19 protein-coding genes are annotated in these 17,495 nt (G+C 32.4%); all 19 read right to left on the reverse strand.

From position 1 onward, the window contains the following. Positions 1-52: 52 nt before the first annotated feature. On the reverse strand, positions 53-910 hold the full coding sequence (gene rfbD, locus E0H99_RS11780) for a dTDP-4-dehydrorhamnose reductase (protein WP_131995657.1): 858 nt from the start codon (positions 908-910) through the stop codon (positions 53-55). Continuing rightward, complete coding sequence (rfbC, locus tag E0H99_RS11785) at positions 910-1,458, reverse strand: dTDP-4-dehydrorhamnose 3,5-epimerase (protein ID WP_131995660.1); 549 nt, start codon at positions 1,456-1,458, stop codon at positions 910-912. The genes rfbD and rfbC overlap by 1 nt, the downstream gene beginning before the upstream one ends. A 23-nt stretch (positions 1,459-1,481) precedes the next feature. After that, positions 1,482-2,618, reverse strand: coding sequence for a DegT/DnrJ/EryC1/StrS family aminotransferase (locus E0H99_RS11790; protein WP_131995663.1), 1,137 nt, complete (start codon positions 2,616-2,618; stop codon positions 1,482-1,484). 82 nt (positions 2,619-2,700) lie between these two features. Further along, on the reverse strand, positions 2,701-3,945 hold the full coding sequence (locus E0H99_RS11795) for an acyl-CoA reductase (RefSeq protein WP_131995666.1): 1,245 nt from the start codon (positions 3,943-3,945) through the stop codon (positions 2,701-2,703). Positions 3,946-3,950: 5 nt separating this feature from the next. After that, a complete protein-coding gene (locus tag E0H99_RS11800; protein ID WP_205728691.1) occupies positions 3,951-5,021 on the reverse strand; it encodes a hypothetical protein in 1,071 nt (356 codons plus the stop codon). Further along, the gene (locus E0H99_RS11805) at positions 5,008-6,381 is read right to left on the reverse strand and encodes an AMP-binding protein (RefSeq protein ID WP_131995669.1); all 1,374 of its coding nucleotides are present in this window, start codon (positions 6,379-6,381) and stop codon (positions 5,008-5,010) included. The genes E0H99_RS11800 and E0H99_RS11805 overlap by 14 nt, the downstream gene beginning before the upstream one ends. Positions 6,382-6,385: 4 nt before the next feature. Beyond that, positions 6,386-7,126, reverse strand: coding sequence for an SDR family NAD(P)-dependent oxidoreductase (locus E0H99_RS11810; protein WP_131995672.1), 741 nt, complete (start codon positions 7,124-7,126; stop codon positions 6,386-6,388). A gap of 3 nt (positions 7,127-7,129) precedes the next feature. Next, on the reverse strand, positions 7,130-7,366 hold the full coding sequence (locus tag E0H99_RS11815) for an acyl carrier protein (protein ID WP_126461294.1): 237 nt from the start codon (positions 7,364-7,366) through the stop codon (positions 7,130-7,132). Positions 7,367-7,387: 21 nt separating this feature from the next. Beyond that, entirely contained in the window at positions 7,388-8,026 is a 639-nt protein-coding gene (locus tag E0H99_RS11820; RefSeq protein ID WP_131995675.1) for a NeuD/PglB/VioB family sugar acetyltransferase, read from the reverse strand. Beyond that, positions 8,023-8,628, reverse strand: a complete 606-nt coding sequence (locus E0H99_RS11825; protein WP_131995678.1) for a sugar transferase — start codon at positions 8,626-8,628, stop codon at positions 8,023-8,025. Before E0H99_RS11825 ends, E0H99_RS11820 begins: the two co-directional genes overlap by 4 nt. Positions 8,629-8,653: 25 nt before the next feature. Continuing rightward, positions 8,654-9,883, reverse strand: coding sequence for a glycosyltransferase family 4 protein (locus E0H99_RS11830; RefSeq protein WP_131995681.1), 1,230 nt, complete (start codon positions 9,881-9,883; stop codon positions 8,654-8,656). Positions 9,884-9,892: 9 nt separating this feature from the next. Continuing rightward, complete coding sequence (gene wecB, locus E0H99_RS11835; protein ID WP_131995684.1) at positions 9,893-11,035, reverse strand: non-hydrolyzing UDP-N-acetylglucosamine 2-epimerase; 1,143 nt, start codon at positions 11,033-11,035, stop codon at positions 9,893-9,895. A gap of 23 nt (positions 11,036-11,058) precedes the next feature. Further along, entirely contained in the window at positions 11,059-12,177 is a 1,119-nt protein-coding gene (locus tag E0H99_RS11840; RefSeq protein ID WP_131995687.1) for an NAD-dependent epimerase/dehydratase family protein, read from the reverse strand. Positions 12,178-12,181: 4 nt separating this feature from the next. Then, on the reverse strand, positions 12,182-12,598 hold the full coding sequence (locus E0H99_RS11845; RefSeq protein WP_131995690.1) for a WxcM-like domain-containing protein: 417 nt from the start codon (positions 12,596-12,598) through the stop codon (positions 12,182-12,184). 93 nt (positions 12,599-12,691) lie between these two features. Then, complete coding sequence (locus tag E0H99_RS11850) at positions 12,692-13,726, reverse strand: polysaccharide biosynthesis protein (protein ID WP_131995693.1); 1,035 nt, start codon at positions 13,724-13,726, stop codon at positions 12,692-12,694. Next, positions 13,726-14,496 carry an AglZ/HisF2 family acetamidino modification protein gene (locus E0H99_RS11855; RefSeq protein WP_131995696.1) on the reverse strand — a complete coding sequence of 257 codons (771 nt, stop codon included), beginning with the start codon at positions 14,494-14,496 and terminating at the stop codon, positions 13,726-13,728. Before E0H99_RS11855 ends, E0H99_RS11850 begins: the two co-directional genes overlap by 1 nt. A gap of 2 nt (positions 14,497-14,498) precedes the next feature. After that, complete coding sequence (gene hisH, locus E0H99_RS11860; RefSeq protein ID WP_131995699.1) at positions 14,499-15,113, reverse strand: imidazole glycerol phosphate synthase subunit HisH; 615 nt, start codon at positions 15,111-15,113, stop codon at positions 14,499-14,501. Beyond that, positions 15,110-16,273 (reverse strand): N-acetyl sugar amidotransferase, encoded by a 1,164-nt coding sequence (locus E0H99_RS11865; RefSeq protein ID WP_131995702.1) that lies wholly within the window; start codon positions 16,271-16,273, stop codon positions 15,110-15,112. Before E0H99_RS11865 ends, hisH begins: the two co-directional genes overlap by 4 nt. A gap of 2 nt (positions 16,274-16,275) precedes the next feature. After that, positions 16,276-17,493: a glycosyltransferase gene (locus tag E0H99_RS11870; protein WP_131995705.1), complete on the reverse strand. Its 1,218-nt coding sequence runs from the start codon at positions 17,491-17,493 to the stop codon at positions 16,276-16,278. Between the last annotated feature and the right edge of the window lie 2 nt (positions 17,494-17,495).

The following is a 17,495-nucleotide window of genomic DNA, read 5'->3' on the forward strand; positions in this document are numbered from 1 at the left end:
TAACAGAGTACACAAAACCGATAACAGAAAACCGATAACTCACTATTCACTATTAACCACTCACTATTTTCATACAAACAACCAAACTATCCTTATAATCCGGAACTTCCACTCCAAAAGTATTCTTTATTTTACTTTTATCTAATAAAGAATACTGCGGACGTTTCGCCGGAGTAGGATAAGCCGCCGATGGAATACCACTGATTTCACAATCAAAACCCCCTATTTCTTGTATCGCCAAAGCAAATTCATACCAACTAACTTCCCCTTCATTCGAAAAATTATAAATCCCTGCTTGCCAATTTGTATGGGTCAGTATCGTCATAATGGCTTGTGCTAAATCGGCAGCATAAGTAGGACTTCCTATTTGATCGTTTACCACATTCAAACTATCCCGTTCTTGCATCAATCGAGACATCGTTTTTACAAAATTGTTCCCAAAACTGGAATACACCCAAGAAGTCCGGATAATAATTGAATTTGGGTTAAGTTCTAAACAAGCCTTTTCTCCGGCTAATTTAGTAACACCATACACATTGATGGGATTTGTTGGTGCTGTTTCGGTCAAAGCGGTAGCTGCAGTACCATCAAAAACATAATCGGTCGAAACATGGATGAATTTACAATCATGAGCCTTGCTCCATTTCGCCAGCGCCGCAACCGATTGATGATTCAACACATCCGATAATTCAAACTCCGATTCGGCTTTATCCACCGCAGTATGTGCCGCACAGTTGATAATAATCTGAGGATTAATTTGGTTTAATTGCGTTTCTAAGTTCTCCAAATCACATAAATCCAACTCCTCCCAATCCGTAAAAACCCATTCAAATTGCGGATAATTCTGAGCCAAAACTTGTAATTCCGAACCCAATTGCCCTTTGGCCCCTGTAACTAATATTTTTTTCATTAAAACTGACTGTTACAATTAGCAAAATTAGGTAAAACTAAATCCTTTTCAGATACAATTGCATCCGCTAAATCCATTCCCCAATCGATATTCAAGGTTGGATCATCAAAACGAATTCCACCCTCACTTTGTTTGTTATAAAACTGATCGCATTTGTACATCACGACAGCCGTTTCACTCAATACCGAAAAACCATGGGCAAAACCTTGTGGCACCAACAATTGTTTTTTATTTTCGGCCGTTAATTTCACTCCGAAATGTTTCCCGTAGGTAGCCGAATCTTTTCTCAAATCAACTGCCACATCCATAATTTCACCTTGAAGTACGCGAACTAATTTAGTTTGTGCATAAGGTGGATTTTGATAATGCAGCCCTCTCAAGGTTCCTTTTTTAGAAAAAGACTGGTTGTCCTGTACAAAATCGATAGTAATCCCTAAATCTCTAAATTTACTTTTGCTGTAGGCCTCAAAAAAATAACCCCTTTCGTCTTCAAATACGGAAGGGGTAATGATTATTAAATCTTTTATAAATGTTTCTTCGATTTTCATATTAAACTTTAATTTCAAATTTATTATTTAAAGAAATTTGTTATCACTCCTTTTATTCTATTTTTATCTTCAATTGTGAGATTAGATCCTGAAGGCAGACACAAACCATTTTCAAATAAAGTTTCCGCTACTTTTTTTCCATAATAAGGATACTTCTCAAAAATAGGCTGTAAGTGCATCGGTTTCCACAAAGGACGAGATTCAATATTGGCAGCTTCAAAAGCCAAACGCAAAGCTTCACGGTCGATTCCTTCCTGATTAGGCTCTATCACAATAGCGCTCAGCCAATAATTAGCAAAATAATCTTCGTTGGGAACGGTAAAAACAGTCACTACTGCAATATCCTTGAATAAATCAACATAAAAAGCATTCATTTTACGGCGCAAACCAACATGTTCGTCTAAAACTTCCATTTGTCCGCGGCCAATTCCCGCGCAAATATTACTCATTCTATAATTATATCCTATTTCACTGTGCTGATAATGAGGAGCGTTATCTCTAGATTGGGTCGCAAAAAACACCGCTCTGTCTTTCTGCATTGTGGTTTTGGTTACAATAGCGCCACCTCCGGAAGTGGTAATAATTTTATTTCCATTAAAAGATAGAACTCCAATATCTCCAAAAGTACCGCATTTTTGGCCTTTGTAGCTACTTCCTAATGCTTCGGCACTATCTTCCAAAATTGGAATTTCATATTTATCGGCTAAAGCCCTAACTGCTTCGATTTGATACGGCACACCATACAAATGGACCGCAATAATAGCTTTAGGCTTTTTTCCATTAGCAATTCGGTCTATTATAGCTTCTTCAAGTGCTACTGGGCTAAGATTCCAAGTTTCATTTTCACTATCTATAAAAACAGGAATTGCCCCTTGATATAAAATAGGATTAGCAGAAGCCGAAAAAGTCATGCTTTGACACAAGACCTCATCTCCCGCCTGAACACCTAATAAAATTAAACCCAAATGAATAGCCGATGTTCCGGAACTTAAGGCACCAACATGAGCCATATTCCCTAAATAATTTTCAAGATCCTGCTCCAAGCCATTGACATTAGGACCTAAAGGGGCAACCCAGTTGGCATCGAAAGCCTTTTGTACATATTGTTGTTCGCTTCCTCCCATGTGTGGTGACGAAAGCCATATTTTTGAGTTATTCATGCTTAAATTTTTATGAAGTATTTTGCTTTATCTATACATATACTTTTTTGTGTTAATATAAAGGTACTTTTAGCATTTTAGCTTATTTTATAAATACTTTCTTACTCAATTCGTCAAATAAATTATAACCATCCCAAATATAATTAAAATGTAATGCTTGCCCCAAAGGAACAATTCTATCAATACCCTCACCATTTGATAATTGACATAATGCTTTTAAATCACTTTCTTTCAAACCATAATAAGAAACTGTTTGAACTTTGGGAGTATGTAAATTAACCAAAGATGTTGTAGATTCTATATTACGTATATAAAAATATCCACCACCACAGCCATGCAATGTAGATTCGTCAATATTAGTATTAAGTTCTAAGAATTTAATATAATTATCCCCTATTTGAGCAATTATGACATCTTCAATTGCATCATCTACCATTCTATTTAACTTTAAAGAAGAGATTGAAGCTAAATCTGTGTCGTAGTTTATTTTCAAATAATCAGAAACATCTTCTTGAAACTTAACTATACACTTTTTATATTCATCTTTGTTACCTATAAAATAGATCGTTTGGGGTGAAGAACAACCCATCTGATCAAAAGTATATGCATCATTATAAAAATTACGAACAACTCCTTTAATCTCATTTTCATCCAAATCTAGATAGGAATTACAGTCTATACATAACATAGAAACTCTGTCAGCGAAGACTATATCTTTAGTTCTTGGTGAAGTTCTAAATTTCTTAAAAGTTTTTATAGTTTGATCTCCTCCCCAAATTACACGAACATTTACTTTTTCAGATATAAAAGAACTTATAGAATCATTATGAGGATAACTTATAATGTTAATATATGATTTGAAAACAGTAAATTTTTCCTGCTGAATAGTACTATTCAAAATATCAAACAACATTTTTACATGAGGAGCTTCCATTCTTGAAGAAACACGCAAAATATTTTTATTCCCCATTAAGACGGAAACTGTTAAACTATAGATAAACATTGTATCAACATTTGCGGGACAAACATGAAAAACTTTACCCAGGGGAGAAGTCCTGTACGAAGCCCCTACAAACAAATGACTATTTTGGGCTTTTAATTGGTTCAAATTCGCTTTCCTTAACCAAAATCCTAAAGCAGCAATCTCTGGAAGGTGATTAATACTTTTATTTGATAAAATGTTTTTTGAAAATGAATCAAAAAAATCTATTGTAATAACATCAAAAGGTTTTAATAAATAACTACTGTTATCAAATACATCTAAATCTTTTAATAAAATTCTAGCTATCTGACTAGGACTTAATTGACTTACTTCTAAATTTTCCATTTAATTTAATTAGATTTGAAGGTGTCACTACACCCTCTTAACTCTGCTCTCTTTGCTCTCCCTAAAATTTTGAAACTCTTCCCTTTCCAACCATTAGAAGCATCATCCTCACCCATTAAAACACCAATATCTTCAGTTAGTAACGAGTGACCCGGATAGCTTTTAGGTAATGCACTTATCACCTGTATCAAACCCTCTTTACCAGGTGGCTGGACTGAAAAATCATAAGGGTTTCGAATGATTACATCAGCAAAGTTAGGGCAATGCAAATACCCATCACTGTTCTCTAAAAAAACAGACCCAACCTGTTCTACCATACCATAAAAATTATAAATATGTTTAAGATTAAATTTTTCTTTAAGTGAGTTTCTAAAAGTTGGATTATCAACAGCTATATCAATTAGTTTTTTCCAACCTCCACTATGTATTAATATAGCCTTACTCAAATCATATTTATTTTTCAAATTAGCATTAAATAAATACTGCCAAACCATAAAAGTAAAACCAAAAATTAAAACAGGTTTACCATTATGCTTTTCAAGAAAAAGTTTCAAAACCTCTTCATCAGGTTCAAATTTATCATCTAACACATAAGTATGATCTTTACCAAAAATAGAAACTCCTAAAACTCCTGCACCTCTTGCTGAAAAAGAAGATTTATTAGAAAATATTGATTTTGAATCAATTATCAGCATTGGAAGCCGAGAAGTTCCGACTACATGAGAAATTATTTTAGACAAAGCAAATGTTTGTAATTTAGCCGTTTCCTTATCCAAATAGATTTTACTAACTTGTTGCCCTGTTGTACCACTTGAAGTCAGAACTTTAAATACTTCTTCGTCTGGAATGCTTTTTATTTGATGGTTTTTAAAAGCAGAAACAGGGAGAAAAGGCAAATCTTCTAAAATTTTCACAACATGATCTCTACCCCATATCTTTTCTGTAATTTGTTTGTACTCTACTGAATTATTCAAGTGAAAATCATTAAGTTGAGTTAACAAACCGTTCATATAATCTCGTTTTTCCGTTCGTTCAAGACTATATTGTTTTAAATTAATTAAATTATTTAGCTCCATACATTTTTATAAGTTCTTTATAATCAATCTTACCATTTAAAGTTAAAGGCATTTCTACTATATATTTAGATTTAACAACTGAAATATGAAGTTTTAAATCTGTTGAAATAAACTTGTTTAACTCCTTCAAATCCAGCTTCTCATCAACTGTGAATAAAACCAATTGACTATCGTTGAAACCAACACATCTCACACTTACACCAAACTGCTTGAATATCAACGCTTCAACTTCGTCGAGATTAATTCTGTTACCAAATATCTTTGTTACACGTTTCAATCTTCCTGTAATATAGTAAAACCCATCCTCGTCAATCCTTGCTATATCCCCTGTTTTTAATATTTTTTCTGCTACAAATGAACTTAAATCTTCACGTTTTTCTACATAACCACCGAAAACATTAGGTCCAATATAACTTAATTCACCTGTAGTCTCATCAATAGAAAAACTTCCATTTAATATTGGTTTACCTATAGACCCTACTTTATCTAATGTAAATTCAGGTGATAAAAAAGACATTCTAGCGGTAGCTTCCGTTTGCCCATACATTACATAAAATTTAAGCCCGTTCTCATAAGCATATTGTCCATATTTACTAACTAAAGCATCTTGCAATTTACCACCAGCTTGAGTAAAGTATTTTAACGAATTATAAGTTTTTTTTGTAAAACCAATTCTGTCTAACATTTCATAAACAAACGGAACACCAGCAAAGCTAGTATATCCATATTTATGAAAACTTTCCCAAAATTCTTTTTTTAAAGGATCGTCATTTGTACAGATAATTCTACCTCCTTTTAATGCATTACTAGTTAAGATAGATAACCCATATGAATAAAATATAGGCAAATTTAGAGGCGTGACATCAGTACTATTAATTGGTAAATAGTCACATATTGAAACGGCATTAGCAATTAAATTCTCTTCAGATAATTTAACAAATTTAGGAGAACCCGTTGTGCCAGAAGTACTTATCAAAACCTTTACTTCATCATCAATTCTAAAGATATCCTTTTTAATTAACTGAAAATATTTTATACTTTTTTCATTTAAATTATCATATCCTGAAATTTCAATTCTTACATTATCAAAAATTAAAACAGGTTTATATAGTTCCTCCAAATCTTCTTTAAAATGATTAGCTAAAGATGGAGACAAAAGTGCAATACAATGATTACTCTTCATGAGAGACCAAAAAATTGATATTGCTTCTATTGAGTTATCAAGATAAGCAAAAACCAAAACCTTGTTAGTTTCTAAAAAATTTAAAGAAGAAATATCCTCTAATGAATAAACATTAGCATTTTGATTATCTATAAATTCTAAATTTACGTTCTGTAAAGCTTGTTCGAAAAATTTCATAAAATTAAATTATCATTCCCCCATCAACTCCTATTATTTGTCCTGTAACATAACTAGATAGATCAGAAGCTAAAAAAAGAGCCACTTTTGCTACATCTTCTGGTTGACCTAATCTTCTCATACCAATAGACTTTAAATTTTTCTCATAAAATTTCTCATCCATCCCTTTAGTCATATCAGTATCTATAAAGCCTGGCGCTATTGCATTTACTCTTATATTAAGACCTGATAGCTCTTTACTTAATGATTTTGTTAATCCTATAATTGCAGCCTTGCTAGAACCATAAATAGATTGCCCCAAATTACCATTAGTTCCAATTATAGAAGATACATTAATAATTGACCCTCCTCTTTTACGAATTAATGGTTTCAAAGCAAATTGAGACGGAAGTATTGTCCCGTAAACATTGGTACTGTAAATTTCTTCAATTATCTCTGGTTTAATCATCTGTAAAGTGGCATCTTTCATTATTCCTGCATTGTTCACCAAACAATCAATGAAAATTTTTTGACTGTTTAAAGAATCGAAAACCTTTTTTATACTTGCAATCTTTGTGACATCCATTTCATAAGTTAGATGTTCTTCAGCGTGAATAGGCAATGAATTTTTTAATTTATTAAGACCATCAACATCTCTTCCTGTAAGTACTAATCTAGCACCTTCCTTTGCAAAAAGTTCAGCTATAGCCTTACCAATACCTTTAGATGCACCAGTAATTAATACAATCTTATTTTCAACAATCATAATTTAGAATTTAATTCCATGTTTAGCTAATATCTCTTGTGCCTTTTCTACTGAACTCATTTCAATGACATCATCAGTTTCTAGTGAGATATCAAAATCCTCCTCTATCTGACTAATCAATATCATATGAGAAATAGAATCCCATTCAACAATACTTTGATATGCCAAATCGTTCGTAATGGCTTCAATTTCTAAATCTAAAGCTTCTGAAAATGAATTTCTTAATTTTTCGTAGTTCATTATTTTATATTTAATTATTATTTATTTTTTTATCATTTCTCTTGCAGGGTTACCCATTGCAACACAAGGGTAATTAATAGATTTTAAAACTACTGAACCTGCACCAATAGTAACATTATCATGAATCAAAATATCGTTATTAGTTACTGACCCTACACCAATAAATACTTCCTTTCCAACATCTACATTACCAGAAATACTTACCGCAGGCATTAAGCTAGAATACTCTCCTAATTTTGCATCATGTCCGATAGTACAATTTACATTAATACTTACAAAATCTTCTATTTTGACATCAACCGAAACAAATACGCCAGAACATATAACAATTCCTTTTCCTAACTCAACAAATGCAGTATCAATATTAACAGTGGGATGAACAATGTTAGGGTAATTTATTTTTTTGTTTTTTATATTACTAATTATATTTTTTTTCAAAGTTGGATTTCCTATAGCTATTACAATATCAATCGCAGAAAATGAATTTAATTCCTCAACCCCCCCTAAAACCGGATATCCATCAATAATTTCATTTTTAGATTTAAGATCATCAAAAAATCCAATTAATTCAAATTCATTAGAAATAGAATTAATCTGTTGGATTAATTTCTTAATCTCTTTACTAAACCCTCCTGTACCATAAATCGCAATTTTCTTCATAAACTATTACCTTTAAATTCTGTTGAAACTGAATTTTCAACGTTTATTCCTTCTCGTCTAAACACTTTATTTATTGACAAAAATACAATTTTAAAATCTAACAAGAAATTACTATGATCAATATACCACACATCATACTCAAATTTTTGTTGCCAGCTAATAGAATTTCGTCCATTTACTTGTGCCCAACCTGTGATTCCAGGTTTTACTTCATGTCTTCTCTTTTGAAAATCATTATATAGCGGTAAATATTCGGGTAACAAGGGTCTTGGTCCTATCAAACTCATATCTCCTTTTAGTACATTCAATAATTGGGGTATTTCATCTAAAGAAGTCTTTCGTACAAAAGCACCAATCTTAGTCAATCTTTGTACATCAGATAATAAATTTCCTTCATCATCTTTTTTGTCGTTCATGGTTTTGAACTTTATTATCTTAAATATTTTGTCATTTTTCCCTGGACGCAATTGAAAAAAGAATGGTTTTCCTTGGTTGGCAAAAAATAACCCAACAATAACTAAAACAAATAATGGAAGAATTAAAACCAATCCAATTAATGCAATGATAAAATCTAAGACTCTTTTTATATATTTTTTATACATTTTTTCTTTTAATATCTGTTTTTTTTTAAGCTAGATTAATAGTTGAATTTAAATGTTGGTCAACTTTATCTACAATTAATTGGTATGAATTAGCCACTAAATAATTTCTTTGTAATAAATCCCAGGCATTCATGCCTAACCCATCCAAATTATCTTTTTCAATCAGTTGATGGATAACATTATTCATCTTTTCGATATCTCCGGCAATTACTTTATATCCGCAATTTGCGTTTTCAATCACATTCCCAATGTCAGTATTAGTATCGGTTGCTGCAATAATGGGTTTTTTCATTTCCAAATACGATAACAATCGCGAAGGGAAATTAGGAATTAAAAAATCGGGGTGTAAAAAAATTAATCCAATATCACAAGCTGCCAATAAGACATCAAAATCTTCTTTTGGTAAGCTTTGTACTAACTTTGCATTAGTGGGACTATAGCCCTTAAACCAATTTTGTATTTTATTGAATTCCGTTCCGTCTCCAATAATTAGGAAAAAAGCTTTCTCATTTGTACATTCCTCGATAGTTTTCAATAAAAAATAAATTCCTTGAGGTTTTCCCAAATTCCCACCGTAAACCAATATTTTTTTATCAAGGGGAATTTGATATTTTTTTCTTATTTCAATCTTTTTATCATCTGAGTAATTGATTTCTAAAGGCTCTATCGAATTGGGATTTATTTCTACTTTTAACTGACATAACTCTGAATTATGATTCAAAATAAAATCAACATTAGCCTGGGACATACATCCTATAGTGTCTGATAACTGATATAATTTTTTTTCCTTTTTGATAAACATTCGATGCAAAAAACTATTCTTTTTTATCATTTTCATATCAACCGCATTCTGTGGGAAAATATCTTTTAATAACAAATAAGAATAGGCATTATCTCTTTTTTTAACAAAATCAATCACTTTAGAAAAAGTAATTGGTGGCGTTGAATACAAAATCAAATCAAATTTCACACCCTCAAAATGCTGCTTAATTGCATTTAAATATTGATATTCAATGGCTAAAGTCCCAATACCTTTTTCTAAGACATTCGTTTTTTGTAAATTCAAAGTTCGGACACTCAATATACTTACCCCTTCTTTCTTTGAAAGACGAGTCTTTTTATTATCTCTTCGTTCTGAGGGACTTACAACAAAAACGACATGTCCTTTCTCTCTGAATTTACGCAATAAATCTGTATATATGCCCCGCTCATCGAGAGTAGTAATTTTAACCAGAGTCAAAAAAAGAACATTCATAATTTTAGATTAATTGGATTCACTCCAAACTACCCGTTTCACATAATCCGTATAACTCAAAATAATCCGTACCATTTTTTCGGAAACATTTGGCATCGAATAATCTTCAACAGCCCTGAAATTGCGTTCTACTCCTCTTTTTTGTGTTTGTAATTGAACCAACCCCTGCATGATACGCTCAGGATTCAATCCTACCATCATAACCGATGCTTCTTCCATGGCTTCTGGACGCTCATGTGCATCACGAATATTTAAAGCCGGAAAATTTAAGGTCGATGACTCTTCAGAAATAGTTCCCGAGTCAGAAAGGACAGCATAGGATTTCATTTGTAATGCATTATAGTCATTAAAGCCAAGTGGTTTTAAAAACTGAATATTTTCATGCATTACTATTCTCTTTTTATCAATCATGTTTTGCGTTCGCGGATGCGTACTTACAATAATCGGATAATCATATTTTGCAGCAATTAAATTTAAGCTATCCATCAACCCTTGAAAGTTTTTCTCGCTGTTGATATTCTCTTCTCTATGGGCAGAAACTACAAAAAACTTCCCTTCTTCCAACTGTAGACGCTCCAAAACATCAGAGGATTCAATTGACGGAAGATAATGATGCAAAACCTCAAACATAGGTGAACCTGTTTTGATTATTCGGTCTGCAGGCAATCCTTCACGCAACAAATATTCTCTTGCAATATCACTGTAAGTCAAATTGATATCAGAAACATGATCTACAATTTTTCTATTAGTTTCTTCGGGAACACGTTGGTCAAAACATCTGTTTCCTGCTTCCATGTGAAAAATAGGAATATGCCGTTTTTTAGCCGGTATAGCACACAAACAACTATTGGTGTCACCTAATACCAAAAATGCATCTGGCTTTTCGCTTTCTAATAAAGGATCAATTTTAATTAAAATCTGGCCAACTGTCTCAGTCGCTGTTGCCCCAGCTGCATTCAGAAAAAAATCTGGTTTACGAATCCCTAAATCATCAAAAAAAATCTGATTTAATTCATAATCGTAATTTTGTCCTGTGTGAACGATAATATGCTCAATAGCATCAGAACTGTCTAAGGCAGACATTACTCTGGATAATCTTATAATTTCCGGTCGAGTACCAACCACAGTCATTACTTTTAATCTAGATTTCATTGTATAGAAATTATTATTTTTAATTAAACATTTTCAAAATAAGTATCGGGATCATTCGGATCATAAAATTCATTAATCCAAAAATTAGTATAGAGTACTTCATCTCCAATATTCTTGATATTATGGGTGTACCAAATGGGCATATCAACATAGGCAGGCTCATTGCCATCCAAATAAAAATCCAATACTTCATCAGTACCTATACGACGCAATTGAATTAACGCTTTCCCTTTAATCACGGCAAATCTTTCAATTTTACGAGTATGATAATGGTTTCCGCGTGTTATATCAGGAACAGTTGTTGAAAAGGAAACTTGCCCGCCAACTCCAAGACGTATTATTTCTACAAATGTACCTCGAGGGTCTGTATGTTCAACAAATTTTACCGGAAAATGATTTTTGATATCCATATAGCAACGAAACGTGTTGAATAGATTCAATTCAAACGTGCTATCAATACCCGGAATACTGCCCTTATCCTGATATTCTGATTTATATTTTTCCAACAAACTCAAAATCTGAGAAACTTTAGATTCGGAAGTATGTTGTACTACTATTTCAGATTCCCCCTTCTTACTTCTGATTTCGGAAAGAAAGGCATCAACTAATTCTCCGACATAAATCAATTTTAAATCACCATCCACATCAATAGTAGGTGTTTCGTTATGTGATAATTTATGACAAAAAGTAGCTATTACTGAATTGTAATTGGGATGTCCAAAGGGACCAAAAACATTCGGGATAATCATTCCTGTGAATTCTCCTTCAGAATTGTTTGCCCAATCTATCATTAATTCTCTTCCCTCTTTCTTAGATTTCCCATACAGATTATCCTTTCCTTCCTGAGTTGATGAAGAAAAAAGAACATGAGCTTTACTATTTGTTGTCTTAAGAGAATTAACCAATTTTTGCACCAATCCTAAATTGGTATCATAAATAACCTGAGGATCATTATGACGATTCATCGCAGCCAAATGTACAATTACATCACATTGGGCGACAAAATCATTTAATCTATTTTCATCTTCAAAATATTCTTTTTGAAAATCAATTCTAGTAAATTCGCTATGTAATAAGCCGAGTGTATTATATAAATGTGTGCCAACAAAACCAGCTTGGCCGGTAATTCCTATTTTTAACATTATTTTATATTTTAAAATAATTAATATCATATCGATATTCATCTTGAATCGCTCCTAACAAATAATCTGCCATCACCAATAATTTAGATTCTTCTTCGAGTGCTTGAATACTGCTTACATAACCTTGTGGGACATTAAGAACATCAAGTGTTTTAGCATTAACAATAAAGGATAAGGACTTTAAATCTCTAGAAGGACACTCCCAATCATCAATAGCAATCAATTCAATCTTGAAACTGCCATGCAAAACCGAAAACCACCTTTGTTCAATGCGGTGACCTTGCCATCCACGAACAAATCTAGTATCTCTATTTTCTATGAAATAAATCCTTTTTATTCCTGTTGCATCAAAAGAATTATTAAACCGAATTGTACCTCTATCATCAGAATGACTTCCTCCATTTATTATCCTCGGAACCATATTATTTCTGATTTATAATTAGTGCCAATTTCTGCTATGCAAAATTTGCCTCCTAAATACTTAACACTCAAAACTAGCAATGCTAACAAATTTTTATCCTGGCATTTGTGCTACATCTTCTCCAAACACTTCTTTCCGTATCAATGGTAATTGTGACAACAAACGTTTCATCCCTTCTACATCTTGTTGTTCTGTATTATGGGAATGATAATCTTCAATAACCGAAATATCTTGTTCACCTTCCGAGAAATATTGTGCATAATTCAAATCACGATTATCCGCTGGAATACGATAAAAATCACCCATATCCTCAGCTTTTACCATTTCTTCGCGGGTACACAAAGTTTCATATAATTTCTCTCCGTGACGTGTTCCTATAATCTTAATTTCATTATTTGCTTTGCATAGTTCTTTCAAAGCTTGCGCCAAATCTCCAATAGTTCCTGCTGGAGCTTTATTCACAAACAAATCCCCGGGATTACCATTCTCAAAAGCAAATAAGACCAATTCTACCGCTTCTTCCAATGACATTAAAAAACGGGTCATATTAGGATCTGTTATAGTAATTGGGGTATTCTCTTTGATTTGTTTTAAAAACAAAGGAATAACAGAACCTCTGGAAGCCATAACATTACCGTAGCGCGTAAGACAAACTGTTGTGTCACTGAGATTTCTTGATGCGGCAACTGCAACTTTTTCCATTAAAGCCTTAGAAATTCCCATAGCATTAATTGGATAAGCTGCTTTATCTGTACTTAAACAAATTACTTTTTTTATTTTATTGACTCCTGCAGCGTCAATCACATTCTGGGTTCCAAACACATTGGTTTTGGTGGCTTCCAATGGAAAAAATTCACATGAAGGTACTTGCTTTAAAGCAGCAGCATGAAATACATAATCTACACCACGCATTGCTCTCTCTACACTATTATAATCCCTTACATCTCCTATGTAAAATTTAAGCTTATCATTTTTTAATTGGTTACGCATATCGTCTTGCTTTTTCTCATCACGAGAAAAAATACGAATTTCACTAAAATGATCAGTCGTTAAAAAACGATTCAATACGGCATTTCCAAAAGAACCAGTACCACCAGTGATGAGTAATGTTTTATTTTCTATCTTCATTATAGATTGATTTTAAAAATCGTATTTTTTTCAGTTTGATTTGGATAATTGATCAATACTGCTTTATAGGGGCCTTTAAAAACAAAAAGACTTCCTGCAGCCACACCAATCACTCCATGTTTATCAATTACTTTTTCAATGTCACTTAGAGAACCCGCTCCGCCCAAAACTGTCAAAGGAATAGAAATCACTTCAGTAATTTTATCAATTAAATTCATGTCATATCCTTTCATTACACCATCTTGGTCTATTGAATTGATGATAATTTCTCCTGTTCCTAATTTTTCTAATTCTTGTGCAAATTTAACTGGATTAATTCCTGTTGCTTTTTTACCGTTATGAGTATATACTTCGTATCCACCAAATAGTTTTTTTTTGACATCAAGAACCACAATAACACTTTGAGAACCTACTCGATTAGCTATTTGAGTTATCAATTGAGGGTTTTGAATGACCGCACTACTTAAGGCTATTTTCTCAATTCCCAAACCAAATATTTTTTGAGCCTGCTCAACCGTCTTCACTCCACCACCATAACACAATGGCATACGAGACTGATTTGCTAATTTTTCTATTAACACATAATCTGGTTCTTGATTTAAAACGGTAGCATCAATATCAAAAAAAGCCAATTCATCTACTTCTTTTTCATTGAAAATTCGAACTGCATTAATTGGGTCACCTACATATTTAGGCGATTTGAAGTTAACTGTCTTCACTAATCCCCTTTCATGTAGTAATAAACTTGGAATAATTCTAGGTCTTAGCATACTTATAGTTGAGCAAAATTGTGTAATAGTTTTTCACCATATTGATGGCTCTTTTCTGGATGAAATTGAATTCCATATACATTGTCGGAATTCACTGCTGAAGAAAATGGAATTCCATAATCAGAAATCGCAATACTATCTTCCCGCTTATTACATTTGAAATAATAGGAATGCAAAAAATAAAAAATTGCATCTTCTTCTAATCCTACAAATAAAGGATGACTCATAACTGGCTTGACATCATTCCAACCCATGTGAGGCAACTTAGTTCGCTGTTGAATCAACCTTTCATCAAACTTTAAAATATCTGCATCGATCCATTTTAAACCTTCTGAGGTACCTTCATCACTTCTATTGCCCATCATCTGCATACCCACGCAAATACCTATAATTGGTATTTTTTTATCCAACACTAACTCATCCAACTTTTCACGCATCCCTGAACAGTTTAGTTGTGCCATTGCATAATCAAAAGCACCCACTCCTGGTAGAATCAACTTCTCCGCATCTTCTAGGTCCGCAGCTGTTTTGGCAATTTTAGTTGGAATATCAAGACGTTTATATACATTTTGAAAAGCAAAAATATTACCTACTCCGTAATCGATCAATGTTATCATCTAAACAATCTTTTTTCAAGTCCCAATTTAGTCATTACTTTAGCTCCCAGCCCAATCAGTTTTATTTTAGACTTATAATCACGAAATGTTTTATTCTCCCCATCAAAAATAGCTTGTAATTCTTGTCGACTTAAATCTAATTTATCGGCTAAGTAATCAAACTCTTTTTGCAAAAATTCTTCTGAAAGTTCTGGCTTAGCAATTCGCACTAAAGCTTCCTCTCTAGTCATTTGACCAGTCAAAATCAAACTAGAAAAATGTGCTCTCCTTTTCTCATATCCAAACTTTCTTGGCATCCAGAAATCTTCATAAAATCGGGTAAAACGAGACTCGTGATGTTTATGTTGAAAAGATTCCCATCCAAAACGATCAAACAAAAACTGTTCAACGTCTTTCTTAATATAAGGAACAAAGTTTAAAGGTTTAAAAACCTCCATACCTATGACGTATCTATAATAAATCTTGTAAGTCAATATATCTACTATAGGAAATGTTTTAAGAGGTCGCTTGCCAAATCGAGAATGAATATCATTGACCAATATAGAATCGATTCCTGGAAATGCACCCCATTCTTCAGGTTCACGACAACATTCTGTTGAGAAGTTACCACCCGTAAGCACATACTTAATTTTATTTTTTCTGGCAAATTTGTATAATGCGGAAAAGAAAGCATAATCCTGTGGTAAATCTTGATCAGCAATTTGAGATTTAAGAACAGCTACCTGCAAGTCTTTCATCTCTTCCCAATTAATTACTTCGGTGTACAGATCCAAACCTAAGCCATTACATAATTTTTCAATATTCCCAACAGCTCTATCGGTATTCCACCCTGCATCTACATGAAATAACAAAGGTCTCAAGCCCATTACTTCTTTCGCTACATAGGCGACATAAGAACTGTCTAACCCCCCACTTAAACCAATAATGCAGTCAAAATCTCTATTTTTACCATCGACTTTAATTTTTTCAGCAGTACGCATCAATTCAGCATAGCCTTTTTCGTCAGTATGCCAATTAGGTAAAATAGCATCAATATAGTTGGTATAGTAATCACTCTCCCCTTTTTCATTAAACACAATATTTGGATCTGAAGTATCCATAATTGTTTTAGTGCAAATCTGATATTTCAATTCTGTATTCAATGTATTATTATTTGACATTCTTAAATAGTATTTAACTTCTCATTATATAAATCAAAATATTCCTTAAATCTTATATTTTTATCAAAATATTTTACAGCTCTAGTTCTACAGTGCTCCGTATAAAATGATTTTCCATTTTTTTTAATCTCTTCAATTGCTACTAATAAACTTTGTATATTATTTTTTTCAACAATTATACCTGTGTGATTATCAATAAGCTCAGGCGATGCTGTTGCATCATAAACTATAGCAGGAGTACCACACGATAATGCTTCAGCAGTTGTTAGTCCAAATGTCTCTTCTACAGAAAGATTCAAAAAAACATCGCTAGCAACATATAGATCAACTAATTCTTGTACGTTTTCTGTTCTTTGGAGTCCAATAATGTTTTTAGGAAGAGTTTTAATTTGTGCTGTATTAAGACCAACTAAAATAATTATTGCATTTTCATCAATATTTTTACTTAGTTTAATAAAATCATCTAATCCCTTGCGCTTACTCCACGTGGTAGCTAAACCAAAAATTAAAAATTTACTTTCAATAGAAAATTTTTCTTTTATGTTGTTTGAACTACTTGGTTTAAATAATTCAACATCAACTCCATTATATATAACTTTTCTTGATAATTTTCTCATGAAAGACTTTCCGACAATATCATTCAACCAATTTGATACCGAAACAACCGTTAAATTATCGACAGAATTAAATAAAGATTTCTTTAAATAAAAATTTTTTTTTGATCTGTCTATAAAAATACTGGCCGGATATTCTTTCATTTGAGGGCAATTATTACACTCTGTTTTCCATTTGTCACAACCAATATAATCGAAATAAGTACAATGCCCCGTAATTGACCAACAATCATGAAATGTCCATACAACTGGGATATTATTTTCTGATAAAAATTTAAATAAAATTTCTATGTTAATATAATAGCCATGTAAATGATGTAAGTGAATTACATCCGGCGCAATTTGAATAATTTCTTTAATTAATTTTTTTGTAGCACCTCGTGACCCTAGACCATGTCTGTCAAATATCCTTGTTTCAATTCCATGTAAAAATATATCCCAATAATTTCCAATTTTAATCAATTTTGAATTACTTTCTCTTGGAAAACGGCCAAAAGCTATATAACTTTCCCAACCTGAATTCAAAGCAATCTTGCCAATCGATTCAGCAATTGTTCCTGTAGAACCGGTGTTTCCCTCTACGCAAATTTGTAATACTTTTGGCATTA

It is taken from the genome of Flavobacterium sp. GT3P67 (assembly GCF_004349155.1).
Taxonomy (GTDB): Bacteria; Bacteroidota; Bacteroidia; order Flavobacteriales; family Flavobacteriaceae; genus Flavobacterium; species Flavobacterium ranwuense.